The 21,280-nt window shown below is 50.3% G+C and carries 21 protein-coding genes and 2 pseudogenes; 5 read left to right on the forward strand and 18 right to left on the reverse strand.

Going from position 1 to position 21,280, the window contains the following annotated elements; genetic code table 11:
• Positions 1 to 126: 126 nt before the first annotated feature.
• Entirely contained in the window at positions 127 to 291 is a 165-nt protein-coding gene (locus tag DXA97_RS00560) for a toxin-antitoxin system protein (protein WP_118718195.1), read from the reverse strand.
• Positions 292 to 428: 137 nt separating this feature from the next.
• On the opposite strand from DXA97_RS00560, the gene DXA97_RS00565 reads away from it, so the two are divergent.
• Positions 429 to 743: a hypothetical protein gene (locus tag DXA97_RS00565; RefSeq protein WP_118718196.1), complete on the forward strand. Its 315-nt coding sequence runs from the start codon at positions 429 to 431 to the stop codon at positions 741 to 743.
• A gap of 7 nt (positions 744 to 750) precedes the next feature.
• Here the strand turns inward: DXA97_RS00565 and DXA97_RS00570 are convergent, their stop codons facing one another.
• Positions 751 to 2,217 (reverse strand): DUF2812 domain-containing protein, encoded by a 1,467-nt coding sequence (locus tag DXA97_RS00570; RefSeq protein ID WP_182436750.1) that lies wholly within the window; start codon positions 2,215 to 2,217, stop codon positions 751 to 753.
• 549 nt (positions 2,218 to 2,766) lie between these two features.
• Between DXA97_RS00570 and DXA97_RS00575 the strand changes: the two genes are divergently transcribed.
• From DXA97_RS00575 to phnE, 3 genes are all read left to right on the forward strand, one after another.
• Positions 2,767 to 3,891: a PhnD/SsuA/transferrin family substrate-binding protein gene (locus DXA97_RS00575; RefSeq protein WP_118718198.1), complete on the forward strand. Its 1,125-nt coding sequence runs from the start codon at positions 2,767 to 2,769 to the stop codon at positions 3,889 to 3,891.
• 106 nt (positions 3,892 to 3,997) lie between these two features.
• Positions 3,998 to 4,741 (forward strand): phosphonate ABC transporter ATP-binding protein, encoded by a 744-nt coding sequence (phnC, locus tag DXA97_RS00580; RefSeq protein ID WP_118718199.1) that lies wholly within the window; start codon positions 3,998 to 4,000, stop codon positions 4,739 to 4,741.
• Between the two features lie 165 nt (positions 4,742 to 4,906).
• The gene (gene phnE, locus DXA97_RS00585) at positions 4,907 to 6,481 is read left to right on the forward strand and encodes a phosphonate ABC transporter, permease protein PhnE (RefSeq protein WP_118718200.1); all 1,575 of its coding nucleotides are present in this window, start codon (positions 4,907 to 4,909) and stop codon (positions 6,479 to 6,481) included.
• Here phnE and DXA97_RS19950 read toward each other — a convergent pair whose 3' ends face one another.
• The 3 genes from DXA97_RS19950 to DXA97_RS21760 form a co-directional block, all read right to left on the reverse strand.
• Positions 6,482 to 6,628, reverse strand: coding sequence for a hypothetical protein (locus DXA97_RS19950; RefSeq protein ID WP_182436751.1), 147 nt, complete (start codon positions 6,626 to 6,628; stop codon positions 6,482 to 6,484).
• Between the two features lie 158 nt (positions 6,629 to 6,786).
• The gene (locus DXA97_RS00590; RefSeq protein WP_118718201.1) at positions 6,787 to 8,133 is read right to left on the reverse strand and encodes an enolase C-terminal domain-like protein; all 1,347 of its coding nucleotides are present in this window, start codon (positions 8,131 to 8,133) and stop codon (positions 6,787 to 6,789) included.
• A 192-nt stretch (positions 8,134 to 8,325) separates the two neighbouring features.
• On the reverse strand, positions 8,326 to 8,712 hold the full coding sequence (locus tag DXA97_RS21760) for a hypothetical protein (RefSeq protein WP_347561416.1): 387 nt from the start codon (positions 8,710 to 8,712) through the stop codon (positions 8,326 to 8,328).
• Between the two features lie 36 nt (positions 8,713 to 8,748).
• On the opposite strand from DXA97_RS21760, the pseudogene DXA97_RS00595 reads away from it, so the two are divergent.
• Positions 8,749 to 9,362 (forward strand): annotated as a pseudogene (locus DXA97_RS00595) (LysR family transcriptional regulator substrate-binding protein).
• 132 nt (positions 9,363 to 9,494) lie between these two features.
• Here the strand turns inward: DXA97_RS00595 and DXA97_RS00600 are convergent.
• From DXA97_RS00600 to DXA97_RS00655, 13 genes and pseudogenes are all read right to left on the reverse strand, one after another.
• The gene (locus DXA97_RS00600) at positions 9,495 to 9,752 is read right to left on the reverse strand and encodes a hypothetical protein (RefSeq protein WP_118718202.1); all 258 of its coding nucleotides are present in this window, start codon (positions 9,750 to 9,752) and stop codon (positions 9,495 to 9,497) included.
• Positions 9,753 to 9,858: 106 nt separating this feature from the next.
• Positions 9,859 to 10,601, reverse strand: a pseudogene (locus DXA97_RS00605) (amino acid ABC transporter ATP-binding protein).
• 2 nt (positions 10,602 to 10,603) lie between these two features.
• Positions 10,604 to 11,395, reverse strand: a complete 792-nt coding sequence (locus tag DXA97_RS00610) for an amino acid ABC transporter permease (protein WP_118541510.1) — start codon at positions 11,393 to 11,395, stop codon at positions 10,604 to 10,606.
• 130 nt (positions 11,396 to 11,525) lie between these two features.
• Positions 11,526 to 12,458, reverse strand: coding sequence for a transporter substrate-binding domain-containing protein (locus DXA97_RS00615; protein WP_118718203.1), 933 nt, complete (start codon positions 12,456 to 12,458; stop codon positions 11,526 to 11,528).
• A 204-nt stretch (positions 12,459 to 12,662) separates the two neighbouring features.
• Positions 12,663 to 13,229: a hypothetical protein gene (locus DXA97_RS00620; RefSeq protein ID WP_182436752.1), complete on the reverse strand. Its 567-nt coding sequence runs from the start codon at positions 13,227 to 13,229 to the stop codon at positions 12,663 to 12,665.
• A 32-nt stretch (positions 13,230 to 13,261) separates the two neighbouring features.
• Complete coding sequence (locus DXA97_RS00625) at positions 13,262 to 14,767, reverse strand: L,D-transpeptidase family protein (RefSeq protein WP_182436753.1); 1,506 nt, start codon at positions 14,765 to 14,767, stop codon at positions 13,262 to 13,264.
• A gap of 116 nt (positions 14,768 to 14,883) precedes the next feature.
• On the reverse strand, positions 14,884 to 16,287 hold the full coding sequence (locus tag DXA97_RS00630) for a L,D-transpeptidase family protein (protein ID WP_118718206.1): 1,404 nt from the start codon (positions 16,285 to 16,287) through the stop codon (positions 14,884 to 14,886).
• Positions 16,288 to 16,466: 179 nt separating this feature from the next.
• Positions 16,467 to 17,399 carry a calcium/sodium antiporter gene (locus DXA97_RS00635; protein WP_118718207.1) on the reverse strand — a complete coding sequence of 311 codons (933 nt, stop codon included), beginning with the start codon at positions 17,397 to 17,399 and terminating at the stop codon, positions 16,467 to 16,469.
• 399 nt (positions 17,400 to 17,798) lie between these two features.
• Complete coding sequence (locus DXA97_RS00640) at positions 17,799 to 18,197, reverse strand: SseB family protein (protein ID WP_118718208.1); 399 nt, start codon at positions 18,195 to 18,197, stop codon at positions 17,799 to 17,801.
• Positions 18,166 to 18,450 carry a hypothetical protein gene (locus DXA97_RS00645; protein ID WP_118718209.1) on the reverse strand — a complete coding sequence of 95 codons (285 nt, stop codon included), beginning with the start codon at positions 18,448 to 18,450 and terminating at the stop codon, positions 18,166 to 18,168. Before DXA97_RS00645 ends, DXA97_RS00640 begins: the two co-directional genes overlap by 32 nt.
• A 17-nt stretch (positions 18,451 to 18,467) precedes the next feature.
• The gene (locus DXA97_RS19955; RefSeq protein WP_182436754.1) at positions 18,468 to 18,644 is read right to left on the reverse strand and encodes a hypothetical protein; all 177 of its coding nucleotides are present in this window, start codon (positions 18,642 to 18,644) and stop codon (positions 18,468 to 18,470) included.
• Between the two features lie 205 nt (positions 18,645 to 18,849).
• On the reverse strand, positions 18,850 to 20,352 hold the full coding sequence (gene malQ, locus DXA97_RS00650; protein WP_118718210.1) for a 4-alpha-glucanotransferase: 1,503 nt from the start codon (positions 20,350 to 20,352) through the stop codon (positions 18,850 to 18,852).
• Between the two features lie 15 nt (positions 20,353 to 20,367).
• Complete coding sequence (locus tag DXA97_RS00655; protein ID WP_118718211.1) at positions 20,368 to 21,219, reverse strand: endonuclease/exonuclease/phosphatase family protein; 852 nt, start codon at positions 21,217 to 21,219, stop codon at positions 20,368 to 20,370.
• Between the last annotated feature and the right edge of the window lie 61 nt (positions 21,220 to 21,280).

Genomic DNA, 21,280 nt, shown 5'->3' on the forward strand with positions numbered 1-21,280 from the left:
GGCGGGGACGGAACCTTCCGGCCCATTTGTGTTTACTGTGAGATATTGTTATTGTTTATAATCGGATAATATTGCCATTTCACCTTGCTATATCATAGTTTCGTTGTATAATAAAAACAGGCAAGCTCAAGACTTTGTTAATGCAGTCCTGCCTTGCCTGTTGATATATTCTTTCAACACCATATTGATATACTGACTAAACGACCGGTCATCCTCCTCTGCGTAATCTCTGATAATCTGAATAACGTCACTATCCAGTGTGATACTGACTTTTCCCTTTAACGGCCTCATTCCGTTATCCTCCTTCTTCTTTTGTATTGTCTACGGATTCCGTAAACTTTTTTGACTATAGCATGTTGGAGGATTCGATATTGCTAAGTAGTATAAAGTATGATAAAGTAGGATAAATTCAAGAAAAGGAACAGACCATGAAACGAAATCCATCTGTAACCAATCATAAAAATTCAGAAAAATACAGTGACAAATTACTGTCATGGGAGGAGCTTTTTGAAAAAGGAACACTGCTGCGCAACACCATAAAACAACTTTCCCTGACTCCCGGTGCTTTTTATTCTGTTACAAAATCCTGTACCGATGGAACCTTTCAGGCAGGCGATGTCATCACGCTGGAAGCAAACAGTGACTTTTTCTGCCCCAAAACCGGAAAACGGATCACACCAGGACAGTGTACGAAAGAAAATATGGATTTTTTATGTGTGCCGGCCGGTAACGACATAGATTAATACGTTTCTACTTCAATACCGGTTCCAGAAATCCCTGTACCGCTTCTTCCACTCCGTCTGCATCCGTTCCGCCGCCATAATCCAGGATCACCAGGCGGTTCTCATCGCTCAGGACCACTTCATCCAACGCAATATACGCCTCTGTGGCAGCCGCTTCTGCAGTCTTTATTGCGTCCTGTTCCTTCTGTAATTCCTGTGCAGTCCGCTCATCTGCCGCTATGACTTCTCCGCTTTTTGTGTCTGCACTTCTTGCATCTTCGCTTTCTGCTGCTTGATTCTTGACATTTTGATTCTCAGCACTTTGGTTTTCCGCATTCCCGTTTTCTGTCTCATTCCGTATATAATAACGATACCAGGAAACCTGCGCCCCATCCGGCAACGCGCTCAATACCTCTGGCACCTCCACTTCCCTGCAATCCCACAGTTTTGTCAGATCTTTCGGGTAATTCTGTCTGGTCTTTTGTATGATCCACGGAATCCGGCTTTTATAAACATTCACAACTACCGGATTCCCGGCTTTGTCAGCCTGAACCGTATTGCTCTGCCAGGTGGCAAATACCGTCTGCTTTACGTTTGTACTTTCTTCTTCATTCCCGATCAAATGCCCGGTCAGGGCTCCGGACAGTGGAACCAGGATCATGCAGATCGCAGTCACCCCGACCAGATATCCGATCCAGTTTTCTCTCTGATCTCCGCTTCCATGTTTCCGGATCCAGCTTAATACCAAACATGCACTTCCGCATAGGATCAGGCTGGAGGTTAATACCGTCACAAGCAAGTGGACTGAAGTTGAAAAAGCCAGAATAAGGAAAAGGAGGATTATGCCAAACAGCAGAGCTGCCATACGCTTCTTGGACTTCATCCTGCGTTTCAGATCTATGACCGGAAGTTTTCCGCGTTCTCTTAACGCATGTTCACTGCTTCTTACCCAACGAATCAGCTGTAGATAGGGAATGCCATAAGAAAAGATCAACAGCAGGCACACCGCACCGGAAAACATGCTCCAGGGATCCGCCATCGTTTCTGCGGGATATCGCAGACCCTGATACAATAACCACCCCTGCAGCACTACGATCAGCGGATATAAAATCCGGGTCGACCAGCCAAATGCCAGCGTTTTCTGAATCAAAAACTGATTCGCATCGCTCATCTCTTCGGTTCGTTCCAATGTCTCATCCGTGGTATAAAAAATCTGCCAGTTGATGCCGCTGCACTGGAATTTCCATCCGGCTGCCTCACAGCGCTCCCGGAATTTTCCGGCGTCCCAGGAATCTGCACCGGTAAGCACAGAAGTCTTTGGCGCCAAAACCGCGGCATAACGTCGTTTTTCCGGGTCTGCACGGTAACATTTCATACCTCCCCCGCCAATGCTCTCCGGATACCATCCTTCCTGTGCCAGCTGTTCCAGATACTGCCGGAGCGCATCTGCTTCCCACACGGAAAATGTCCACCAGATATGTTTTGTCTGCTTCATCGTGCCGCCTCCTTCCAATTTCCAATTACTTTCTTCTAATTTCATTATACAAAACATGCCCCCTTGCGCAAGAACGGTGCACTTACTACTTCCTTACGCTTTCATTACGGAATTTTCATCCTTCAGCCGTATTTTTCTTTATCCGTAACGGTCGCTCACAGCAATCCTGCACAATTTTCCATTCTTGCCATTTCCACATTCCTGTGGTACAATCCTAATCGGTTAACGGAATGCAGTGTGAGGGGGAGCGCCCTGACACTACGATCAGAAAAATTACTGCGATGACGAAAACCAGATTGCGAGGGAGTCCGTGTTCCGGGCTGAGAGGATCCCAGAAAGGATCGACCGTCCCCAGCTTGTACTCTGCCCAGATACAGGCTGTCAGCATTCTGTCTGAAAGTCATGTTCAGGCATGCTGTGGCATGCTTTTTTTGTACCTTTTCGAACCCTTTCAGCAGAATCCCGTAACTGCTGCGAACAGCAACCACATTTTTCACGGCAGCTACACGAAAATTTATTCTGCCCGAAACGGGCCATGGAGGTAGTATTATGAGAAAATTTGTTGTACCAGCTCTTTCCCTGGCGCTCTGCCTGGGTCTTATCACCGGTTGTTCTTCCAAGACGGATGCACCGGCTGCTTCTGAAGCAGCAGCTTCCGCAGATTCCTCTGCTGAAACTTCTTCCGATTCTTCTGCCGAAGCTTCCTCTGAGACAGAATCTGCCACAGAACCGAAGGCAGTAGATTCTTTAAAGATTGCCTTTTCCCCTTACGCCGATGCGGATACCATCACCACTGCCACCGAGCCGCTGGAAAACCTGTTAAAAGAAACGCTTCTGACCAAAGGTTATGATGTATCAGATATCGACATGACTGTCGGTACCAGCTACACTGCGGTCGGCGAAGCTTTGAGCGCGGGAAGTGCCGACATCGGCTTTATCTCCGGCGGCAACTATGTACTGTTCTCCGATGACTGCGATGTACTTCTGACCGCACTGCGCTACGCCATCAACAAGGATTCTGAAAATCCGAAAGACTGGAATGACGGCACGATTGAGGAAAATACCGATAAAATGAGCACCTACTACCGCTCCATTCTTCTGGCCGGACCAAGCGAAAAAGGCCAGGAGCTGCTTGCAAAAGTAAACAACGGTGAGGAACTGACCTGGGACGATTTAAACAGCGCAACCTGGGCTGTTATGGGACCGACCTCCGCATCCGGTTACATTTATCCGGCACTGTGGCTACAGGAGCGTTACGGCAAGACCATTGCCGACCTTGACAATGCCGTTCAGTCTGACTCCTACACCACCTCCCTCTCCCGCCTCGCTTCCGGCCAGGCCGATATCATGGTTTCCTACGGACACATCCGTACCAAATACGCAGCAGACTGGAAAGAAAAATTCGGCGGCACCGATGACATGGTGAACCAGACCGGTGTGATCGGCGTTACGGAGGGCATCTACAACGATATGATCGCCTACAGCAAAAACTCTGACCTGATGCAGGATGAAGATTTCCGCAAGGCACTTGGCGATTCCTTCATTGAAATTGCAAACACCGACGAGGGCAAGGACATCATCAGCGTATTCAGCCAGGTTGGTTATGAATGGGGCGACGATGCAAACTACGACGGCGAACGCGCTGCACAGGACCTCTTGAAATCCTTAAACTAAATGTTTCACGATATGCAAAGTCCGCACGGCACAGGCAGCTGCCCTGCCTGCGGATTTTTGCATTTGCCCCAAAATAATTTCGCACGAGACCACAGGCAGGTATTTTATGGAAATCGCACTCAAACACTTAGAAAAACAATTTCCAAACGGGACCACAGCCCTGAACAATGTAACTTTTACCGTTTCCCAGGGTGAATTTGTCTCTGTCATTGGCGCTTCCGGCGCCGGAAAAACCACGCTTTTCCGCATTTTAAACGGGATGGATACGGTAACATCCGGAACTCTTTTGTTCGACGGAAACGATGTTTCCACCATAACTAAGCGGGAGCAAAAGCAGATCCGGCGCTCCATTGGCACCATCTATCAGGATTTCTGTCTTGTAGAAAACTCCACCTGTCTGGCTAATGTCCTTACCGCCTGTCTTCCTGACATGAACCTTCTTTCTGCAGTGATCGGACTTTATTCCAGAGAACAACAGAACGAAGCGCTCTCGCTTTTAAAGCGGGTCGGTCTTGAAGAAAAAGCAGAAGAATCTGTAAAAAACCTGTCCGGCGGACAGAAACAGCGGGTTGCCATTGCCCGTGCGCTGATGCGCCACCCGCTGCTACTTCTTGCCGATGAACCTGCCGCTTCCCTCGATCCGGTCACCGGCAGACAGATCCTGGAACTTTTAAAGGAAATCCAGCAGACAGAGGGTGTCACCGTTTTGATGAACAGCCACAACCTGGAATTTTCCCTGGAGTTTTCAGGTCGCATCATCGGCCTGAAAGACGGAACTGTTGCTTTCGACGGCCGGCCCGATGCGCTGGACAAAGAGATGCTGCAGCAAATCTATCAGGAACAAGAATAACATTCCTGTAAAAACGAGACATGAAAGAATCAGCAATTTCCTGCCGACGTTTTCCCGGTATGCAACACTGAAAAATACAGCCAAACTATATAGAAAGGGAAACGAACCGTTACCAGACACGTCCACGTGAACAATGAGAACAAACCGTTTCAGAGGAGAGCACCCATGACACTAAATCTTCATTACAAAAGAAAAACCATCTTCCGTATTCTGGGCTGGTCTCTCTTTCTTTTTGTCTTTTTTGCCGCCGCAGCCTTCACCGGCTGCGATCCGGCTTATTTTTTTGCACGCCGGAGCCATCTGACGGACCTGGCTGCCGATATAATCCGTCCGGATTTTTCCTATCTTCCGAAAATTGTTGCCCCGCTTTTTTATACGCTGCAGATGTCTGTGACTGGCACGATCCTCGGCTCGGTTCTGGCACTGTTTGCAGCTCCGGCCAGTTCTGTTGCCTTACAGTTTCCAGCATTTTTCCGCCGGTTTACCCGCTTTGTGATCCAGATCCTGCGTTCGTTCCCGGCGCTTGTGCTGGCACTGATCGCCACCTTTTTATTTGGACTCGGAACCTTTGCCGGAACCGCTGCGATCACGCTCTACACCTTTGCCATTATGACAAAACTCACTTACGAGGACGCAGACAGCAGCAACTTAAGCGCTTACCTGGCACTCCGTTCCATGGGATGCAGCGCATTTCCGGCATTTTTTCACACGGTACTGCCGGAAATTCTTCCTTCTTACTTAACCAATGCCCTGTATCTTCTAGAAACCAACGTGCGGCACAGTTCCATTCTCGGCTATGTAGGTGCCGGAGGCATTGGTCTGATCTTAAATGAAAAGATTTCCTGGCGGGAATTTCATAAGGTCGGAGCCATTCTTCTGCTGCTGTTTCTTGCTGTATGTGTGATTGAATCCATAAGCCGCGCGCTCTCCGGCCTGATCCGCAGAGAATTCCTGCTGCAGACCTCGTCCGGACTGCACCGCAAATACATGCTCCGCTTACTTTCACTTGCGCTCATTTTTCTATTTGCCTGCTGTCTCATCACACAAACCCCGCCGGATTTTTCCCACACCAGTCCCGGAAACCTGCAGCACATGCTGTCCGGCTTCCTTCATCCCAACTGGAGCTTCTTTTTTTCCATGAAAAAAGACGGCCTTCTCTATCTTTTGATTGAGACCGTCTGTATTTCCATTGTTGGAACCGGGATTGGTGCACTGATTGCAGCACCTCTCGCATTTTTCGGCACACGGCGCTTTACACCCGTGCCGGTATGTGCATTGTTTCAGCTTTTGGTGATTGCCATCCGATCGGTTCCATTTCTCATTTATGGACTGATTTTTATCCGGGTATCCGGTCCTGGCGCTTTCACCGGAGTACTGACCCTGGCCATGTGCAGCATCGGCCTTTTAACCAAGCGCTTCACGGAATGTCTGGATGCACTGGATTTAGGCCCTTACCGGGCTCTCCTTGCCATGGGAATCGCACCACTTGCAGCAATCCGTCACGCCATTTTTCCGCAGATTGCCCCGGTATTTGCTTCCGCGATCCTCTACCGGTTCGATGTCAATATCCGCGAGGCATCCGTGCTTGGCCTGGTCGGTGCAGGCGGGATCGGAGCTCCGCTGATCTTTGCCATGAACAAATATAACTGGAGCCAGGCTGGTGCCATTCTTCTGGGACTCATTGTGCTTGTCTGGATCGTGGATACAATGTCAGGAAAACTGGCAACCCCAAAAACATAGCTATAAATTTCCTGCGGCACACACAGCAATGATATTGATCAGGAACTGTACCATGGCATCCATCATGCCACTCTCAGACAGAACACCTGCTATAACACCGGAAAGGAATACCGCACATGCAGTGGAGTACATAATCGCAGATTTCACTGACACTTGATCCGATCAGGAATGCTCCGATGATCGGAATGATCCCGTAAATGCGAACAGGTACTGACTTTCTTTTTAAGCAAAAGGACTGTGATAAGGATCATCATCACAAATCCGACAAGTGCGGTATAGCTCATGATTTTTTCCACCTGTAGCGTTTAGCGAACGAGACACGGTTTCTTGGAATCGTATTTCCAGTTCGGGATCAGATACTGCATTGCCATAGCATCGTCGCGGTCATGAGACGGCATCTGATTGTACAGCTTGTTTGCTTCCATAACACGGTCCATATTCAGGGTTACACCAAGTCCCGGACGGTCCGGAACCTCCAGATATCCGTCTTTGATCTTCGGAGCATCCTCTAAGAGACCCTGTCCATCCTGCCAGATCCAGTGAGTATCCAGTGCGGTTGGCTTTCCAGGTGCTGCTGCCGCTACATGTGCGAAGGTAGTCAGTGTGATATCGAAATGGTTGTTGGAATGGCTTCCCCAGGTAAGACCCCAGTCGTTTAAGATCTGTGCCATGCGAAGGCTTCCCTCTAATCCCCAGAAATGCGGATCTGCAAGTACGATATCCACAGCCTTCAGGGAAGCTGCATGGTAGAACTGTCTCCAGTTGGTTGCGATCATATTGGTTGCAACCGGAAGGCCGGTAGCGGTCTTGAACTCGCTCATGATTTCTCTGCTGGAGAAACCTGCCTCCGGTCCGCACGGATCTTCTACATAAGTCAGTACATTTTTCATATCCTTGCACAGCTCAATGGCTTCTGCCAGGCTCCATGCGCCGTTCGGGTCAATGTTGATACGGCCATTTGGGAACTGTTTTTTCAGTGCGCGGATCGTATCCATCTCGTAAGCACCCGCAAATACACCGCCTTTTAACTTGAAGTTGCGGAATCCGTATTTTTCCTGAAGGCAGCAAGCCTGCTCCACGATCTGCTCATGGCTTACCATTTCATTTCTTCTCATGCGGAACCACGGATCGCTGCTGTTATTCTCATCCAGGTAAGGAAGATCGGTTTTGTGACGATCAGATACATAGAACAGGTAGCCCAGTGTCTCTACCTTATCTCTCTGCTTTCCTTCCGCAAGAAGCTCGCACACCGGCAGGCCCAGATACTGTCCCAGAAGATCCAGGAACGCGCACTCGATCGCCCACTCTGCCTTTACCACGAACTTCAGCTTGCTGATATCCAGAGTCTGAATTCCTTCCCCGTCATCCTCTGCAGCCTTTTTGCCGCCTCTGTGGATGGTTCCCAGTACGGAACGGTACTTTCCGATTTCCTGTCCCACTACCAGCGGAATGCAGTTTGTCAGGCACTCACAGGTATATTCCCCACCGTGGATCTCACCGATACCGGTGTGGCCCGCACTGTCCTTTAAAATAACGAGGTTTCTGGTGAAAAATGGTGCATGTGCTCCACTTAATGTCATTTCCATGCTGTCATAGCCAGCTACCGGAATGACCTTCATCTCTGTTACAACAGGTGTTTTGCTAAAGCTCATCTTCCCTACTCCTTTTTCCTATCATGATTGGTAACTGTTCAGCAAAGCTGATTCAGTCACATTTGTTCTTTGCAAAGCTGATTATAAATGATTGACAAATTTCTGACCAATATTTAAAAATGATGCAATCCATCATTTTTACTTATTTTTCATTTTCACAAAATATTTCTTTAAAAAATACAATCCGATGCGTTATAATGTAACGAGCAGCAAGAGAGCCAGAAGCATGCTTGCATGATTATGGCGAACGGCGAGGCAAGCGAGTGACTGTGTCACGAGCACGAGCATAATACAAAGGAGGAACCCGATACGGACACTAAATATCTGAATTACATCCTGACCATTGCTAAAAAACAGAACATCACAAAAGCGGCGGAAGAACTGTATATTTCCCAGTCCTCCCTGAGCCAGTACCTTGCAAGGCTGGAGCAGGAAATCGGTGTTCCACTCTTCATCCGGGCCAAAGGAAAGCTGGAGCTGACAGAGGCCGGCAAGCTTTATATCAAGGCAGCTGAACATGTTATTCACATAAAAAATGACCTTTACTATCAGATGCGCAGTCTGAATAATAAAAGCCATATCACACTTGGGATCACATCCCTGTTTGGTTTAAAAATGCTCACGACCCTGATTCCGGAATACAAAAAAGAGTTCCCAGAAGTCACGATCGAGATCACCGAGACCAATCTTCCCAACATCCAGAAGCTGATTCTCGATGAAAATATTGACTGTGCCATGATCGCCCTCAACGATACTGCATCCTTTGATAAAAATCAGCTGGAGCTCATCGGGCAGGAAGAGGTGCTTTTGGGGATTCCAGCAACTCATCCCTACGCCACGGAAAATAACCAGACCCCCATCACCTGGGATGATTTTGCCCGTATTTTCCGAAATGATAATTTTATCCTGTCGAAAAAAGCATCCACGCTCCGCGTGCTTTCCGACAGATCTTTGCGGATATCCAGTTCCAGCCACGAACCATGTGCGAGACAAACAGCATCATCACCATCCGCTCCATGGTCGAGATGGGAATCGGCATCGCCTTTATTGCCAAAACCTGTGCGAAGGACCATCAAAACATCAAATACTACTCCATGAATCCGCCGATCTGGAGAAAAATCGCTTTCGTCCACCGGAAGGGCTGGATCCAGAACAAACCGGAGCAAGCACTCCGCCAGTACATAAGAGATTATTTCAAACAGGAAAAAATGCAGAACCTGATCGTCTGACCGGGTCCTGCATTTTTTCTGATTTCCCAACTTCTTATTTCTCACATTTTTTTGATTTTACGGCAACAGCTCCATGTCTTCACGACACAATCATTGTTACCATTCGTGTCGTGCGCAAATGCCAGACACAACCTATTCGACCACAGAAACTAGTTCCGTCATTTCATCCACGCTGATGGATTTCTCAACAGATACAGCATAACTGTACTCCCCATCGTTCCAGATGGCAAGCACGACTTTTTCTTCCTGCCCCTTCATGGTCACGGATTTCCCATTTACGTTTTCTGTCTTAATCTCCGGATAGTTCACATAATCACCGCTGACATCTTCTGTCCCGATCCCTTTGCGGACTCTCGCCACTTCCTGCTCTCCCTGATTATAATAGATCACTTCCAAAAGTTCCTGAGATAAATTGCGGAAAACCGACGCTGCAACACCAGGAATCTGGTCCGGGACCTGAAATGAAAGAGACCTTACTTGTTTTATTCCAAAATTCCTAACCCTGAATAAACCGGCTCAAGAACTCCTGTGTCTTTGCCTTCTGCGGATTGCCGAAGATATCTGCCGGCTTTCCTTCCTCTTCGATGACTCCGTCCGCCATGAATACCACATGGTTGGAAACATCACGGGCAAAGGCCATCTCATGGGTTACAATGATCATGGTGATGCCTTCTTTTGCGAGGGTACGCATAACCGCCAGTACCTCGCCTACCATCTGCGGGTCGAGTGCGGAAGTCGGCTCATCGAATAAGAGCACCTCCGGCTCCATAGCCAGGGCGCGGGCGATTGCCACACGCTGCTTCTGTCCGCCGGAAATCTGCTTCGGCTTCGCATTGATGTAGGGCGCCATGCCTACCTTTTCCAGATATTTCATGGCCATGGCCTTTGCATCTTCCTTAGAACGCTTTAACACCTTGGTCTGGCCGATCATGCAGTTTTCCAGAACGGTCAGGTTGTTAAACAGGTAAAACTCTGGAACACCATGCCTACCTTGGAGCGGTATGCCGGAACATTCACACCCTTGTCAGTGATGTCCTTCTCATGATAGAGGATTTCTCCGGTGGTCGGAGTCTCCAGCATGTTGATGCAGCGAAGCAGCGTGGATTTACCGGAACCGGATGCCCCGATGATACAGGTTACATCGCCGGTGTCTACGGTAAAGTCAATGTCACGCAGGACTACATGCTTGCCGAAGGATTTGCTCAAATGACGAATTTCCAATACATGATTCTCTGCCATCGTTAGTCTTCCTCCTTCTTTTTCTCTTCATAACGGTACATGCCGCTGGTGTGTGCCAGGGTATCCGTGGTTGCCAGATCGTAGTTGTCGGAACCGTCCATGCGGTTCTCCAGCCACCGCAGGATGCGGGAGCAGGTAAAGGTCATGATAAAGTACACGATCATGGTGATGGTGTAGGTCTCAAAGTTCATGTACAGCGCACCTGCAGCAGATTTCGTCTTGTACAGAAGCTCTGCCACACCGATGACGGAAAGCACGCAGCTGTCCTTGATGTTGATGATCAGGTTGTTGCCGATCTGCGGCATGATGTTTCTGAGTGCCTGCGGCAGAATGACATACAGCATGGTCTGTACATGGGTCATACCGATGGCCTTTGCGCCCTCAGTCTGGCCCGGGTCAATGGAAAGGATACCGCCGCGGACGGTCTCAGCCATGTACGCACCGGTGTTGATGGACAGAATAAAATAGGCTGCCTGCCACATGCTTAAGTTTAAGCCTAAAAGCGGAAGCATACCATAATAGATAAACATGGCCTGCGCCATCATCGGGGTTCCGCGGAAGAATTCCACGTAGGCGTTCATGATCAGCTTAATGATCCACAAAACTACCTTTTTTACCGGGTTGTCTTTTGCTTCAACCGGAATGGTCTGCACAATACCCACTGCGAAACCAATGATGCAGCCCACCAGGGTACCCACCAGCGCAATGCGGATGCTGACTCCTGCACCCTGCAGCATAGACATTCCGTATCTCTGGAATACGACCATTACACGGCCGAAAAAGTCTGTTGGCATAATACTTTCTCCTCTGAATATTCAATAACTGTAACTACACAGACGCGCCAAATGACGCGTCTGCAGCCCTGCATCATTGCAGGAATGATATAACTTCGTTCGCTAGATTCGCTTTATTTGAAGCGCAATCCTAGTTAGCTAACGGCTGAACGGAAATTGCCTCGTCCATCATGGCAGAGAAATCATCTTTGGTCATCTTGGTGAGGACGCTGTCGATGGCTTCTTTTAACTCGGTGTTGCCCTTCTTCATGGAGATACCGATGTTGATATCCTCATCGCTTACCTGGAAGTCGTTGTCGCCGCCGCCAAACTCAAGCATCTTGAAGTTCGGATAAGCAACCAAAGCGCCTTTACCGGTCGGCTGGTCGGTTACAACGAGGTCACACTTGTCTGCGTTTAAGGACATGAGCATATCCGGTGCACTTGCGGTTGCAGCCAGGATGTTTGCGTCCGGGATCTGCGGCAGGCAGTTCTGATACCAGATCGTGCTCTGCTGGGAAGTACAGGTTGCGCCAGCTAAGTCTGCTACGCTGGTTGCATTTGCGTACTTGCCGTCTTCTTTTACCAGGGTAACGATGGTTGCATAGTAGTACGGCTCGGAGAAGTCAACGGCCTGCAGACGCTCCTCGGTGATGGACTGGCCTGCGATGACGCAGTCAACCTGACCGGACTGGATAGCCGGGATCAGAGAATCCCAGTCAAGACGGACGATCTGGAGATCATAGCCTAACTCCTCACAGATCTTCTTTGCCATCATGACATCGTAGCCGTAAGCGTACTCGTTGCTGTCTGCGATCGGAACGGCACCGTTGGAATCGTCCGGCTGGGTCCAGTTGTACGGTGCGTATGCACACTCCATCGCTACCTTTAATACTTTCTTCTCGCCATCTTTTGCTGCCTCGGTCTCACCAGCTGCTGTAGTCTCTGCTGCATCTGCCTTGCTCTCAGCTGCTGCGGTGTCTGCTGCAGTGGTCTCGGTCTTGCTGCCGCCGCATGCAGTCATGGATGCTGCCATCAGGGCTGCCATAGCGGCTGCCATTAATTTCTTTGCGCTTTTCTTCATAATGTTTCCTCCTCGTGCATCAAGAAAGCAAAGAAACCCCTTGGTTGAAGGCTTCTTTGCTTTCTTTTTTGCGTATCTTATGGTTTTTTGCTTTTTTTATCATACAACCCGCCTGTGGCTTTGTCAATTGCTTTCTTTTTCCATGTCAAAACCAGTTACTGTTCACGCATGCGTGCCCAGCAACGGGATTTTGTATCGATTGTCTTACTGTCCTCCCGGTCCCGGAGTCTGTGCCGGGGACGGAGAGACGCTTGTTCCGGAACCCGGTGTGCTTCCTGGCCCTGCCTGGGTGTTTCCTGACGCACCTGGCGTACTCTGTGTTCCACCAGCGCTGCCGCCTGGTCCGGACTGGGAATTTCCGGAGGAACTGCCCTGGGACGCACCATTCTGTCCCGGATATGCCTGCGCACCGCCGGAGCCAGAGGTATTGCCCGACGGCTGTTGCTGGGCTGCTGCCCCTGGCTGGGCCTGGGATGAACCACCTGGCTGGGTTGCGGCCGTAGTTGGCTGGGCTGCTGCCCCTGGCTGGGCCTGCGCGGCTGTAGTCGGCTGCGCGGCACTCTCCTGCGGCTTTGACTGGCTACTTCCTCCATTCTGGGATTGCGGCTTTGTCTCTGCCGCCTGCGTACCACCTGTCTGCTGCGCCTTCGTCTCTGCCGGAGTCTGCGCTGCCGTAGTCTGCTGGGCATTACTTTCTACTGCCCCATTCTGGGCCGCTGTGCTGGTCTTGCCATCCCCGGTTCCATCTAAATGGTAGCAGATGACCGGCATTCCAGCAGAAATATTTTCATAAACGGTCTTGGCTACTGCCGGAGGCAGATTGATACAGCCATGGGAGCCGTTCGTTTTGTAGATTTTTCCACCGAAGCTGGAACGCCAGTAGCATCGTGCATTCCGATACCGCCGTTGAACGGCATCCAGTAGGATACCGGGGTCGAATAGTTTTCGCCCTTTAATGTAGCATTTCTCTGCTTGTAGGTCAGCGGATATACTCCAGCCGGGGTACTCCAGCCGCGGGATTCATTTCCCGATACAAAATCAGACTGTACGACCAGTTTTCCTTCCTTATAAAAAAACATATGCTGGGCTGTCAGATTGATTTCTGCGTAGGTTGTTCCGTAATCGTTTCCGTCGTGGGATGCTGCTGTCTGGCTGTAGACCGGCTCCCGCTCCTGGCTCTCGCAGGAAAGAAGGATCTGCTTTAGCGCAGCTGCCTCCTCACTCTGGTTGATCTTCCAGCCATAAACACTCTTACTGATGGTCACAGACTGTCCATAGGAGGTCCGGAAGGTTTTCGGTTTATAAGCGGTATTATAGTTCTGGGCCATCCAGGATACATACTCACTGATTTTTGACTCATCCAGGGAAACACCGCCCTGGCCATCGCTTACCAGCCAGGTATGAAGCTTTTCCCCGTCCAGGATCTCACTCTTACTGCCAAACCGGTACGTCACGCGGGTCTGCACATACTTATTCCATGCCGCAAGCTCTGCATTCAGTGCCTCATCGTCTGCTGTGATCTGCGGTTTTTTATAAACTCCTGCATCCTCCAGGGAAAGTGTTTCCTGGAAATTCAGGATTGCCTCATGGACAGCAGATGAGAGCAGCTCCAAGTCCGGTCTGGCGCCCTCATTCTCCGGCACGATTTCATAACCAGTCCCGGAAATGTAATCCGATATGTAGGCATTCTCCGGCTCAACCGCCTGCTCCGGCTTTAAACAGGAAAGTGCAGCTACCGCATCAGAAAGCTTCGCTTCATCAAACACAGCCATGGTGTCGATTGTGTAATCCACATACCTTCCAATATGAAACCCCCATGCAAAAACACTCTGGTCATTTAAGATCTGCTCCAGGGTTCCGTCAAATTCCGGGTGAAAGCCAATATCGCTTCCGCTTATAACCTCACTGGCCCCGCCGCGTTCCTGCAATGTCAGGGTATATCCGCTGGTCTCTGCCGTGATCCGGTCTTTGGTTTCCTCCGGAGTAAGACCGGATACATCCAGCCCGTTGATCGTCGTGTTTGGGAAATAGACCCTCTTATATTTCTGGCCCAGGCCCACATAGACGGCTCCGGCTGCAACTACTACTGCCAGCGCTGCCGCACCGGCTATGACCGCAATCTTCTTCCCGTTATTTTCCCGTTCCGGCTCCTGTCCCTGCTGTCCCAGCGGAGCACTCTGCTGGTTCTGCTGCTTCTGCGGCTCCACCAGCTTCTGGCTTTCCTTCTGTGCCAGTCTCTCCTGTTGTTTCCTTTTATTCCACTTTCCGCGGCTGCGGCCGTAGCCCGCCTGCTGATTTCCTGTTTCCATAAATCTAATTCTGTTCCTTCTATATAATAATGCCGCGGCCAAAAGCTTCTGGTCCCTGTGATACCGGATCATGCTTCACTGTAAACGCTCACAATGTCCATGACCTCAAGGTTTATTTAATTGTAGCAAATGACCGGAATCCCCGTATAAACCAGATCATAAAGTGCTGCTGCCTTCTGCGGCGGCAGGTTCACACAGCCGTGGCTTCCGCTTGTCTGGTAAATAGTCCCGCCAAATTTGCTGCGCCAGTTTGCATCGTGGAAGCCAATGCCTCCGTTAAACGGCATCCAGTAAGATACCGGTGTCTCATATTCATATTTGCCGTCTGCCTGCTTCTGCCCGCGCAGGACGCGGTCACGCTGCTTGTAGGTCAGTCTGTAGAGTCCCGGCGGTGTCGTATAATTTTTCGATACATTACCGGTGACACAAGGTGCATCCCAAACAACCGTTCCTTCTTTGATCATGTATACATGCTGGGCAGTCAGATCTGCCTCCACATAAGTCGTTCCCCATTCTGCCGCACTGCGGTCCACTGCACGAGACGCATAGACCGGCTCCCGGCTCTGGGACTGGGCCGTGCGGATGACTGCGGCAAGCGCATCTGCTTCTGCTGCCTGATCGATCTTCCATCCAAAAGATCCGCTCACGCTGACATCTCTTCCCGTCGCGGTGTGGAAGGTCCGTGCAGTCCCGGCAGTATCGTATTTATCTGCCAGGGTCTTCACATACGCACGGACTTTTTCCATATCAAGCTGGATCTGCCCCTCTGCACTTCCCGTGATCCAGGAACAGATTGAGGCAGAATCCAGTGTTTCGCTCTGCTCTCCAAAGGTATAGGTAACCGTCATCTCCCGGCACTGGTTCATGGTGCCACAGAGCGTCTTTAATGCTTCATCATCCTTGGTGACAGAAGGTGTATAGTAGCAGCCTGCTGCTTCCAGGTCCACCTCAGTCTCGCCCTTTGCTGCGGCATCGCGGATGAGCTGCGCTGTCTTTTCGCGGTCCACGTTGTTGCCACGTACTTCCGGGACGATGGTAAAAGGCTGACCCTCCTGATATCCGGATACGTATGCATCTGCCGTTGTAACAATGCTGCTGCCGCTGATGGCATTTAAGTTTCCAATCTTTGCATCAAGCGCTGCCTGGTCAAAGCTTCCTGTCATCTCAGTGCGGTGCTTATTGTCTGCGTCTGGTCCGGAAAGCCGGCCGGATGCATTCTGTTCATCCAGGATCTGCTGCAGATATCCTTCCGGCAGCCCAACCGAAAAGCCAATTTCCGGTCCCGTGATCACTTCCGTCTTTCCGCCTTTTTCCCTGATCGTAAGTTTATAATCACTAGCGTAAAAATCCGCAACACGCTGCGTCGCCTGCTCTACAGTCATATTGCTGATGCCCAGACCGTTGACCGAGGTCCCAGATACAAAGGTTGTTTCATTTGCATAGGCACTGACAGGCCATAAAAGAGCAGCCCCAATCGCAAACACGGCACTCTTTGCATTTCTTTTCCAGCTTATTTTCATAATAATCCTCCCAAACGAGTCAACACACGCCCGAAACAGTTTCCCGGCTGCACAGCGTACGCCAGGCGCCCTTCCTTGCAGGAACGTACTGCCCCGACAGATATATGTCCCATTATAGAAGCCGTCTGAAAAACCGTCAAGTAAATGCACCTGACGGTTTTCTTACATTTTATTTGAATTTACAAAATTAACCACGCAAAATATGCAGTGTAGCACAGAAGCATCAAAATGCCAATGCCTCTGCCGAGTTTCTGTTTCCGGAACGTTCCAAGAAAAAGCAGCACAGCCGCTCCGATTGCAACCACGGTATCCATCCGGAAATTCGGCTGAAAACTTACCGGTGTGATGAGCGCTGCCGTTCCAACTACAAACAAAATATTAAAAATATTGCTTCCTACAATGTTTCCGATGGCAATATCGGCTTTTCCTTTTAATGCAGCGGACACCGAAGTAAACAGTTCCGGCAGGGACGTGCCGAGTGCAACAATGGTAAGACCGATAAAACGCTCACTCATTCCCATCAGTTTTGCAATTTCCGTAGCCGCATTCACCGTCACGTCGCTTCCTGCCACAATCAGAAAAAGTCCAATAAGCGCACCCAGAAACATCCGCCAAAGCGGCACCATTTGCTGCTCTTTTACCGCCTCTTCCCTTCCATTCATGGCCATGTACAACAGGTAACCCAGATAGATGAGGAACAAAACCCACAGCATGGCTCCTTCCCCACGTCCTACAACATTGCCGCTCATGCCAGCCAAAAGCAGCACCACCGTGATGAAGATCATATACGGGATTTCAATCCGTACCGTTGATCTTGCCACAGCTAACGTCGTGATCGTGGCTGTAATGCCCAAAATGATCAGAATATTTAAAATATTACTCCCCACAATATTTCCAATGGTGATCTCCGCATTCCCCTTCAGCGCTGCCGTAGTGCTAACCGCCGCTTCCGGCGCGCTGGTTCCCATGGCAACGATCGTCAGACCGATCACCAGCTGCGGTACCCCGAAACGGTCTGCAATTCCCGAGCTTCCATCCACAAACCAGTCCGCTCCCCTCACGAGCATAAAAAATCCACCTGCAAGCAATAACAATTCCATGATCATTTTCATAGTCGTTCCTCCTCTTTTTCCGGTCGGTGGGGTCTGTAAATAGAAAACAAAAAAGAATGTGCCTTGGCACATTCTCGCGCCGAGGCGCGGTTGCTTCAGCAACCATCTACCTTTGCGCCGAGTGCGCTTCCTCGCGGAGCATTTTTATATGATAGGACGCAATTTCCTATCATATAAAAAGCGAGGCCCCCACCGCACCTGTTCTGGTTATACGGTGAAAGTCTCGCTGCTTAGTCACTAACCGGGTTTCGTATCTTCGAAACCGTACTGACGGTTCTGCAAACATCTGCCATGGCTGGCAGCCTGTCAGCTACTCCCTTTCTCTTATAAAGGAAGCATAGCAGATTTTTCCAGAAACCGCTATGCTTTTTTCCAATTTTCACAAATCTTAACAAGTTGTTAATTGTTCTTCTTCTCTGCGGCCTGTCTCTGAAGCGCTGCGGAAGCTGCCTGTGCGATTGCCTGGTCGGATGCTGCCTGTGCACGGGCTGCCGGATCGGCCGGTGCCGGAACCGGACGGTTCACTGCCAGCGGAAGGTTGACACCCATGATATTTAAAACAACGCCCTTTGCCTCTTTGTCCAATACCTTCGGAAGCTGGGCAGCTCCTACGATCACCGGCTTGAACGCATTGTTGCGGTTAAAACGGCTGAATTCCACTGCATCGGTAAATACCAGCTGGTATTTGTCACCGGTATTCAGCTTGACAAGCGGGGTTCCCTTGCCGTCCTGCTGCAGGGCAAAGATGAATTCGCTCTTCAGGAAGTCAGCTGCCATCTCCTCCTGAAGCTCTGCCATACGCTTCGGGTCCTGAGCTCCTTCGGTCTGCGGACCTCCTGCGCAAATACAGGGCAGTCAGATGAAGCTGTGGATTCTCGATCCACTTTTTGCCCTCTTCCAGCTGCGGGTTTTCTCTGCGCTTTGCAAATTCGTCGATCTGGACCAGCTCTTTCTGGTCATCGTAATAGATTTCCAGCGCATTGACACCCATCGTGTAAAGGTTTGTAAAAAATAACAGCATATGGTTTGCAAGAATCGTTGCAGCTCCCACCGGAATCTTTTCTTCTTTTAACTCTTCTGCTTTTGCCTTTGCCGCATCCTCAGACAGATAGATAAATACCTTGTCATCGTAGGTTCCTTGTCACATTCCACATATGGTTCTTTTGTAAATCCAGATATCAGTGCGTAAACTGCGCCCTCTGGGTCTTTCATCTGCGCAAGCAGTCTGTCCTTTGCTTCACTCATTTCGCTACTCTCCTGTCCGCGGCCATACTGTATATTCGTTCCTGTTCACGGATATTCAGCCATACGGCTCCGCCTGTCTTTCTATTTTTCAGCCGCCTGATCGCGGCCTGAACTGCAGCAGTTCAAAATTTTTGTTTACGCATTGGCAAATAAAAATGTCTTCTGGCTGCACTGTTCCTAATTATACAGGCTTTTGGGTTCTTTTTCAACCCCAGTTCATCCTTCCGTAGCGCAGTGTCATACCCCGGATCTCGTCCTTTAGGTCTTCCGTCAGGTCATTTTCCCCAAGGCGCCATCTCCAGTTCGTTCCCACGGTGGACGGCTTATTGATGCGGCTGCGGTTGTCGAGTCCCATATAGTCCTGGACCGGGATCACGCAGAGTGCCGCACGGCTTCTAAGAATCAGACTGATGAACGATTTTCCAAGCTTCGACTGCGGCGTGTACTGGTCGCAGAGATAATCCCGCGCCATCTTCTGCTCAGCCGGAGTGATGCTCTTCCACCATCCGGCAAGCGTCTCATTGTCATGGGTTCCGGTATAGGCCACAGAATTTTCCGGATAGTTGTGCGGCAGATAGTCGTTGGCACAGCCGGAATCTCTGGAATCAAATGCAAACTCCAGCACCTTCATGCCCGGAAAACCGCTCTCCTGTACCAGCCTGCGCACGGAATCGGTCACATAACCCAGGTCCTCTGCAATGACCTGTTTCCAGCCAAGCGCCTGCTCCACCTTGCGGAAAAGGTCGATGCCCGGTCCCTTTTCCCAGTGCCCATGGATCGCGGAGGTTTCTCCGTAAGGGATCGAATAGTATTCATCAAATCCACGGAAATGATCGATCCGCACCACATCATACAGCCGGAAGCAGTGTGCTAGTCTGGAGATCCACCACTGATACCCCGTCTCCCGGTGATACTCCCAGCGGTAAAGCGGGTTTCCCCAAAGCTGTCCATCGGCCGAAAAGCCATCCGGCGGGCAGCCTGCCACAGCCAGCGGCACATTTTCGCTGTCTAGCTGGAACAATTCCGGATGCGCCCAGGCATCGGCACTGTCCATGGAAACGTAGATCGGAATATCGCCGATCAGCTGGATTCCACGTTCATTGGCATAAGTCTTTAACTGGTTCCACTGACGGTAAAACTGATACTGCAGATACTGCTGGAACTCAATGTCAAAATACAGCTCCCTGCGGTAATAGTCCATGGCATTGCCCCAGCGCAGGCGGATATCCTCTGCCCATTTGGTCCATTCCACGCCATCGAACCGGTCCTTCACTGCCATGAAAAGCGCGTAGTCCGAAAGCCACCAGCTGTTTTCTGCCACGAATTTCTGGTAATCCGGATTTTCGTGGATGTGGCTGCGCTCATACGCTTTCCGAAGCAGCGGGTAACGGCCCAGATACAGCTTTTCATAATCAATATCCCGCTCTTTCTTCCCGAAATCGACGGCATCGCATTCCTCTTTTGTGAGAACGCCTTCCTCGATCAGGGTCTCCAGACTGATAAAATACGGATTTCCCGCAAACGTAGAAAAGGACTGATACGGCGAATCCCCGTAGCTGGTCGGTCCGAGCGGAAGGATCTGCCAGTAGCTCTGTCCGGCTTCCTTTAACCAGTCCACAAATTCATAAGCGCTTTTTGAAAAACATCCAATGCCGTACTCGGACGGCAGACTGCTAAGCGGCAGTAAAACTCCTGCTGATCTGTTCATATCGAAAATACTCCCTTATAATATCTCTGCCATAACTCCAAAATGGTCTGACACAACCGGATAAAATGTCCCGTTGCAGATCACACGGCTCTGTGCGACTGCTTCCGGACGGCTGCTGAAAATATAATCCAGACGGCAGCTCTCCCCTTCTGCCATCCGCTCCCTCCAGCCATCGATCACATGATCCACGGTTGCGCCATCGTCTTTTTTCTGCGCCAGACGATAGCTGTCCAGCCAGCCGCTCTGCCGGATCAGGCTGTAGCCCTCACCTGCGACTGCGGACGGACTGTTGAAATCACCAAGAAGCCAGACTCTTCCGGTTCCGGACAGTCTTCCCTGTTCCCGGAGCTTCCGGTTTAAGGTTTCCCACTGCCCGGCAAACGGGTCTTCCTCATCTTCCCACCAGCCCATATGGACCGTGTAAAACCAGGTATCCGGATCCTCTTTTGTGCGGATGCCAAGCACCCGGCGGGTCTTCCAGTAATGGTAATCCGAAGACCGGCTGATCTGAAACTGATCGGTATCCGCGATCGCTTTTAAGCTAAACAATGCCATACCCTCGTCATAACGGTCATAGCCCAGCTTTGCCGAGATCCAGGTCCAGGAATACGAAAGGCCGCGCGCCGAAAGCAGCCCCGCCAGCCGCGCCGCATGGTTTCCCTTCCGAAGTGGAAGGGAAAAGCCGCTGCAGCGCACAAATCCCGGGATCGTCTCATCCGGCAGGATCTCTTCGCTGGCCAGCTGGTTGACCTCCTGCATAGCCAGGATATCCGGGCGTTCTTTGCAGATCAAGTCTGCGAAGGCACGTAATTTTTCCTCATAGTGCTCCTCGATCAGACTGTGCGTGTTGAGTGTGATCAGTTTCATGCATGTTTCCTCTTTTTCCTACAGAATTTGGTTCAAAAATCCTCTTGCATCGGATTTTTGA

It is taken from the genome of Clostridium sp. OF09-36 (assembly GCF_003481985.1).
Classification (GTDB): domain Bacteria; phylum Bacillota; class Clostridia; order Lachnospirales; family Lachnospiraceae; genus Brotaphodocola.